This window comes from Jiangella rhizosphaerae, assembly GCF_003579925.1.
In the GTDB taxonomy this organism is placed as follows: Bacteria; Actinomycetota; Actinomycetes; order Jiangellales; family Jiangellaceae; genus Jiangella; species Jiangella rhizosphaerae.
In genome coordinates this window covers 1-3,759 of sequence record NZ_QUAL01000307.1, presented here as the reverse complement: position 1 = coordinate 3,759, position 3,759 = coordinate 1, and the positions used below count along the sequence as shown (strand labels likewise).

4 protein-coding genes are annotated in these 3,759 nt (G+C 74.0%); 2 read left to right on the top strand and 2 right to left on the bottom strand.

Translation table 11 applies throughout. The annotated features are described in order from the left end of the window. Both DY240_RS23700 and DY240_RS23695 read right to left on the bottom strand, forming a co-directional pair. On the bottom strand, positions 1 to 1,145 hold a 1,145-nt coding region (locus DY240_RS23700; RefSeq protein ID WP_147375486.1), incomplete at its 3' end, for a PH domain-containing protein. Then, positions 1,142 to 1,636 (bottom strand): PH domain-containing protein, encoded by a 495-nt coding sequence (locus tag DY240_RS23695; protein WP_119662200.1) that lies wholly within the window; start codon positions 1,634 to 1,636, stop codon positions 1,142 to 1,144. The genes DY240_RS23700 and DY240_RS23695, both read right to left, overlap by 4 nt. A gap of 690 nt (positions 1,637 to 2,326) precedes the next feature. Here DY240_RS23695 and DY240_RS23690 point away from each other — a divergent pair. Continuing rightward, entirely contained in the window at positions 2,327 to 3,295 is a 969-nt protein-coding gene (locus tag DY240_RS23690) for a COX15/CtaA family protein (RefSeq protein WP_199702246.1), read from the top strand. Between the two features lie 103 nt (positions 3,296 to 3,398). Beyond that, entirely contained in the window at positions 3,399 to 3,647 is a 249-nt protein-coding gene (locus tag DY240_RS23685; protein WP_147375485.1) for a DUF6458 family protein, read from the top strand. Positions 3,648 to 3,759: the final 112 nt, after the last annotated feature.

The window sequence follows — 3,759 nt, the reverse complement described above, 5'->3', positions numbered from 1 at the left end:
GACGCCGGATGCCGCCGCAGCCGGCCGCCGGGCCGGATGCCCGCGACGGCCGCCGCCACCGACGCGGCCACCGTCATCGGCGCGGCCGGCAGCAGCGTCGACGCCTCGGACCTGGGGTCGGTGCGCAGGCCCGTCGTGACGACGTCGACCCTGGCGGCGCCGGCGGAGCGCGCGCCGAGCGGCTCGACGATCTCGACACCGCGGACGCGTTGCTCCTCGATGCTGACCGAGCGTGTGGTGAGCAGGCCGCGGCGGACGCGCAGTGTTCCGCCCGGCTCGCGTTCGAGGCGGTAGGCCCACCAGGCCTCGAGGCTGAAGGCCAGCGTCGCCACGACGCCGACCAGCACGAACACCGCCGCGAACAGCAGCAGCGTCTGCGTCGCCCCGATCTCCTCGACGACGTCGCGGGTGACATCGACGGGCAGGTTCTCGCGGCCGAACCAGTTCAGCACCTGGAACAGACCGCCGACGGCGATGCCGGCCAGCGCGAACGTCCAGAACGACAGCGGGGCGAAGCGGAGCCAGGCGGGATTCCAGCCGGCCAGGACCCGCACCCCCGGCTCGGTACCGTCGGCGGCCACCGGGGCGCGGTCGAGCAGCAGCGCACGCAGCCGCTCGCCCTCGTCGCGGGCCACGGGATCGAGCACCAGCGTCTGCGGCGACTGTCCCGGCCCGCCGGCCTCGATCTGCTCCCCCGTCCCGATGCTGACCTTCACCAGCCCGAACACCCGCTGGACCGGATCGGCCGACAGATCGACGGTGCGGATGCGCTCGCGGGCGAGGGAGCGCTTCGTCGTGAAGACCATTCCCTTGTGCAGTTCCATGCGGGTCGGCGTGACCCGGTAGCGGCTGTGCCGCCAGCGCACGTAGTCGGCGACGGCCGCCGCCGCGACGACCAGGACGACCGCCGGCACGACCCACGCCAGCGCGGTGCCGTACGACGTTCCGGAACCGATGCCGACCGTGGTGGGGATGGCGCCGCCGAGCGCGAGGACGAAGACCCAGGCGGCGGTCACCTTGACGGTGTCGCCGTGCAGCGCCAGCCAGCCGTCCTCGTCGGCCGCGCTGGCCGAGGTGCTGTCGGCGGCCGCGGAACCGGCGGTGACAGTGCCCGGCGGCGGATCGGCGGGGTCGAGGCCGCTCATGTCGCGTCGCCCGGGGTGTCGTGGGTGATGCGGGTGAGCTCCTCGGCGAGCTCGGCCGCCTGCTCGTGGTCGAGACCCTCGATCTTCACCGCCCCCGCGGAGGACGCCGTCGTCACCGTGACGGTCGACAGGCCGAAGGCGCGCTGCAGCGGGCCGCGGACGGTGTCGACCGTCTGGATGCGCGACATCGGAGCCACCCGCCACACCTGCCACAGCACGCCGCCGCGGGTGTACACGGCCTGCTCGGTGACCTCCCACCGGTGGATCCGGAACCACCACGGCGGCAGCACCAGGGCGCCCAGAAGGCCGATGACGGCGAGCACCGCGGCGGGGATGAGGAACCACGCCCGGGCCGGCGTGATGAGCAGGCCCAGGACCAGCAGCGGCACGACCACGATGGCCGTCAGCACGCCGACCTGGGCGCGCCACCAGGCCATGGCACGCCGGTCGAGCCAGTTCCGGGGCGGTCGCAGCCGGGTGCCGCCGCTCATGTTCCTTGCCTCCCGCAGATCGTCGCAGTGAGCGAGCCGACTGCCAGCGCCCGCCGGCGTTGCCACGGCGGCTCTCATGGCGATCATGGCGTGCCCGCAGTCGCACGGTAGCGGAGCCGCCGCTGCGAGGCGACCGGAGCGGGACGTCGGGCACCGGTGCCGGGGCGGCGTGGCCGCCGGGCGGCGGGAGCTCGCGATCGGCGCGGCAGCGGCACATGGCGAGTGCGGCCCGCCGGCGCTCGGCGAGTACCCCCGATGCCGCCGGGATGACCGGCACCGGCTCGGCGACCACTGCCGGCTCGTCACCGGCGACCGCCTCGGCGAGCGCGGCCCGGCCGTCGGCGGCCGGCCCGTCGACCACCGGTGCGGAGACGAGCACCGCCGCCAGCGCGGCCACGAGCACCGCCACCACGGACGGTGCGGCGCGGAAGGGAGCGGATCGAAGGGCCATGACCGGCACGTTAAGCCCGGATGCGCCCGGCTCGGCGGTTTCCGTGTTTGCCCGCATGAGCACGGCGTTTGCCCGAATCCGGGCTAACCGCGAACCCACGATTCAACGGCGAGGGCCAATTCCCGGGCTAACGCTGACGGGAGTCGGGCAGATCGCAGACCCTTGACAGAACACCACGCGTGAGGCAGGCCACGCCCACCCGGAGACCGTGGTCAGCGGCCGGGTCCTACCATGACGTGGTGACCGCGACCCTTCCGACGACTCCGGCTCCGGCGCCCGGCCGGACCGCCCGGCTCGTGCGGCGCCTTCCGCTGCCGTCGGAGGCGACGCTGCGCCGGCTCGCCGTCGCGTCGCTGGTCACGCAGGCCGGCATCATCGTGACCGGCGGAGCTGTCCGGCTCACCGACTCCGGCCTCGGCTGTCCTGACTGGCCGCACTGCACCGCGGGTTCCCTCGCCGCGACCCCCGAGATGGGGATGCACGGGGCCATCGAGTTCGGGAACCGGCTGCTCACCTTCGTGGTCGGCGCCGTCGCCTTCGCGATGCTGGTGGCGGTGCTGCGCACCCTCACCTCCGACCGGCCACGACGCGACCTGCTCGTGCTGTCGGCGGTGCTGCTCGGCGTCGTCCCCGCGCAGGCCGTCATCGGCGGCATCACCGTCTGGACCGACCTGAACCCGTGGGTCGTCATGTTCCACTTCCTGGTGTCGGCCGTTCTGGTCGGTGTTGCGACGGTGCTGGTCAGACGCACACAACGGCCGCTCGGCGCGGTTCCGGCGCGGGTCGGGCAACCCTGGCTGGAGCGGCTGGGCCTCCTCACGCTGGTGGTCACCGCCGCCGCGGTGTACCTGGGCGCCGTCGTCACCGGCAGCGGGCCGCACGCCGGCGACCCCGACTCCAAGCGCACCGGCCTCGACGTCGCCGTCATGACGCACGCGCACGCCGACGCCGTCATGCTGCTCATCGGCGTCTCGCTCGGCCTGTACTTCGCCGCTCGCGCGATCGGCTCACCCGGCCGGGCCGCGCGCGCCGCCGCCGTCCTGATCGCCGTCGAGCTCGCGCAGGGACTCGTCGGGCTCGTGCAGTACCGGCTGGAGCTGCCGGAGCTGCTGGTCGGGCTGCACATGCTGGGCGCGGCGCTCCTGGTGATGGCCGCGACCGACGCCTGGTACGCGACCCGCTGGCTGCCCTCGCGCCGGCCTGCCTGACCGCCGCTCTCCCGGCCGGCATCTGGCTGACCTGGGCCGTTTGCCGATCGACCCGCCGGGTACCTCCCAGGGCGAATCCCGCCTACCTGGGAGGTGTGTCCGAATGAGTATCGGTCTGGGAGTGTTCCTGATGGCGCTGGGCCTGATCCTGGCGCTCGGCGTCCGGGACCGGCTTTCCGACTTCGACCTGAGCGTCATCGGCTGGGTGCTCACCGGCGTGGGTGCCCTGGCCATCGTGGTGTCGATGATGGTCGCGTCGATGCGCACGCGTCGCGCCCACACCACGGAGTACGTCGAGCGCCCGCGCACCAGGGAGTACGTCGAACGGCGCGACGACATCGATCCGCTCTGATCCCGCGGGATCAGCGCACGACGACAGGAGCACGACGTCGCCGGCGGCCGGCCGGCGGACCGTGGCGCCCGTCCCGATCCCGGGACGGGCGCCGCGGCGTTCCCGGCCGGCG